We start from the raw sequence: 2,384 nt of genomic DNA, 5'->3' as shown, positions 1-2,384 counted from the left end.
GGATTGGTGCGCCCGATACAAAAAAGGGGGCTTCGACGCCTTGAAGCCGAAGCGCCGTTCGGACCGCGGCCGCTTAAGACGTCTGTCCCCCGATGATGAGGATCATATTTTAGCCTTAAGGAAGGAACATCCCACCATGCCCGTGACCGTATTCTATGAACAACTCACCAAGCAGGGGGACATTCCTACCACCCTCTCATACTTTACTATATACCGATTGTTGAAAAAACACAACCTGGTGGGGAAAGAAATCTTGCCGATGCCGGAGCGAAAGCGTTTTGCGTATGAAGAGATCAACGAGCTATGGCAAGGAGATTTATCCCATGGACCCACGATTCGAGTCCATGGGAAAGCTCAGAAAACGTTTTTGATCGCCTATATCGATGATGGCTCGCGTGTGGTGCCTTTTCCCTTCGGAGAAGTTTGACGGGCTGCGGATCGTCACGAAGGAAGCCGTGATTCGGTATGGGAAGCCAAAGCGCATTTACTCGGACAACGGGAAAATTGATCGATCCGAGGTGCTGCAGTATGCGTGCGCCGAGATGGGGATTACGTTGATTCACACCCAGCCGTATGATCCGCAAAGCAAAGGGAAGATCGAACGGTTCTTCCGCACCGTACAGACGCGGTTTTATCCGCTGTTGGAGCTGAATCCGCCGAAGTCGCTCGAAGAGCTGAACGAACGCTTTTGGAGGTGGCTGGAAGAGGAGTATCATCGAAAACCGCACGCCTCGCTCGATGGGAAAACGCCGCATGAGGTGTTTCAGTCTCAGGTGGAACGGGTGGTGTGGATCGAAGACATCGATTGGCTGGACGCGATTTTCCTAAAACGGGAACACCGCAAGGTGAAAGCCGATGGCACGATCACCCTGAATAAGCAGCTATACGAAGTGCCGCCTCGGTTTATTGGACAATCGATTGAGCTCCGCTATGACGAACGAGGCGTCTATGTGTACGAAGAGGGCAAACGGGTGGCGGAGGCCGTTCGGGTTCGTTTGGAGGACAACGCCTATGTGAAGCGCCACCGGTCGCCGTTTGCGACGGTTTCGGTGAAGGAGGGAGAACAGAATGTATAAAACATTTTATTCCCTCTCACGGGATCCGTTTGCGAAAGAAACAGACCCGTCCGAGGCGTATCAAGGAGCGCCATTTCAGGAAGCGCTGCGGGCGCTGGAGTACGTGAAGCGAATGCGGGGGATCGGGCTGTTGATCGGAGAGCCGGGGGCGGGCAAAACGTTCGCCCTTCGGGCGTGGAAGGAATCGTTGTCCCCTTCCTTGTATCATGTGGTCTACTTCCCGTTATCGACAGGAGGTGTGATGGATTTTTACCGTGGGCTGGCCCTTGGGTTGGGGGAAGAACCTAAATACCGCAAGGTGGATCTCTTCCGCCAAATCCAGCAGGCCATTGAGCGGTTGTATGATGAACGGCGGATCACACCGGTGTTTATGTTGGATGAGATGCATTTCGCCAAAGATGCGTTCTTGCAGGATATCGCGATCTTGTTCAACTTTGAGATGGATTCGACGAACCCGTTTGTCTTGATTTTGGCCGGGCTGCCCCATTTACAGGGGAAGCTGCGGCTTAATCAGCATCGCCCGCTTGACCAACGGATCATCATGCGATGCCGGATGGGGCCGCTGGAGAAGGAAGAAGTGTCGGGCTGCATCGAGCATCGGATGAAACAGGCTGGGGCGAAGCATCCGATCTTCACCCCATCGGCGTTGGAGGCCATCGCGCTGCAATCGCGGGGATGACCTCGGTTGATCAACACATTGGCCACGACATGCCTGTTATACGGGCATCAGCTGAAAAAGGACGCCATTGACGAAGAAGTGGTGCGCATGGCCGCAGAGGAAATGGGGTATTAGCACGAAAGGGGCCGAATCGGCCTCTTTTGTGCCTTCTCTTTTCCATCGGTCCATCAGGCGCGCTGGAAATCTTTATCTGAAAGAGCGTGCAAACGTTCCGAAAAAATGTGCAAAATCCGCAATAATCCGCAAAAATTTTGCACATTATTTCGGAATCCATCTGAAATAATTTGAAAAAGGGATTCTGAAATAATGTGCTAATTTACAAATTCTTTCAAAAACAAATGGACAAGTTTGACAAGCAGGTAGATACTTCTGTGGGAATTATTTTGTGCGATTTAGATGAACTATATAAATGCACCTTGAAAAGTTAACTTTTCGATTACGCGGCACACCCCAAGCGCCGCAACACTTCCTCCGGGCGTTCCTGAATGTAATGAACAAATCGTTGAACCGCTTGCAGGATCTCGTGGCGGTCTTTGTGAAAGGCGTTGGCGATCACCGTATCCTTCAGCCATTTCCACAAACGCTCGATCGGGTTGAGCTGCGGCGAGTAGGGCGGGAGATACAGGAAA

Annotated in this window: 1 protein-coding gene and 2 pseudogenes; 2 read left to right on the top strand and 1 reads right to left on the bottom strand. The window is 52.0% G+C overall.

Annotation, left to right across the window (positions count from 1 at the left end):
• Positions 1-1,076, top strand: a pseudogene (locus GJ1_RS17275) (transposase); the annotation flags it as partial.
• A pseudogene (locus GJ1_RS17270) lies at positions 1,069-1,869 on the top strand (ExeA family protein). The pseudogenes GJ1_RS17275 and GJ1_RS17270, both read left to right, overlap by 8 nt.
• A gap of 322 nt (positions 1,870-2,191) precedes the next feature.
• Here the strand turns inward: GJ1_RS17270 and GJ1_RS17265 are convergent.
• Positions 2,192-2,384, bottom strand: a 193-nt coding sequence (locus tag GJ1_RS17265) for a transposase (RefSeq protein WP_245629457.1), incomplete at its 5' end; no start/stop codon positions are given.

The organism is Geobacillus jurassicus NBRC 107829 (assembly GCF_001544315.1).
In the GTDB taxonomy this organism is placed as follows: Bacteria; Bacillota; Bacilli; order Bacillales; family Anoxybacillaceae; genus Geobacillus; species Geobacillus jurassicus.
This window is presented reverse-complemented; position numbering and strand designations above follow the sequence as displayed.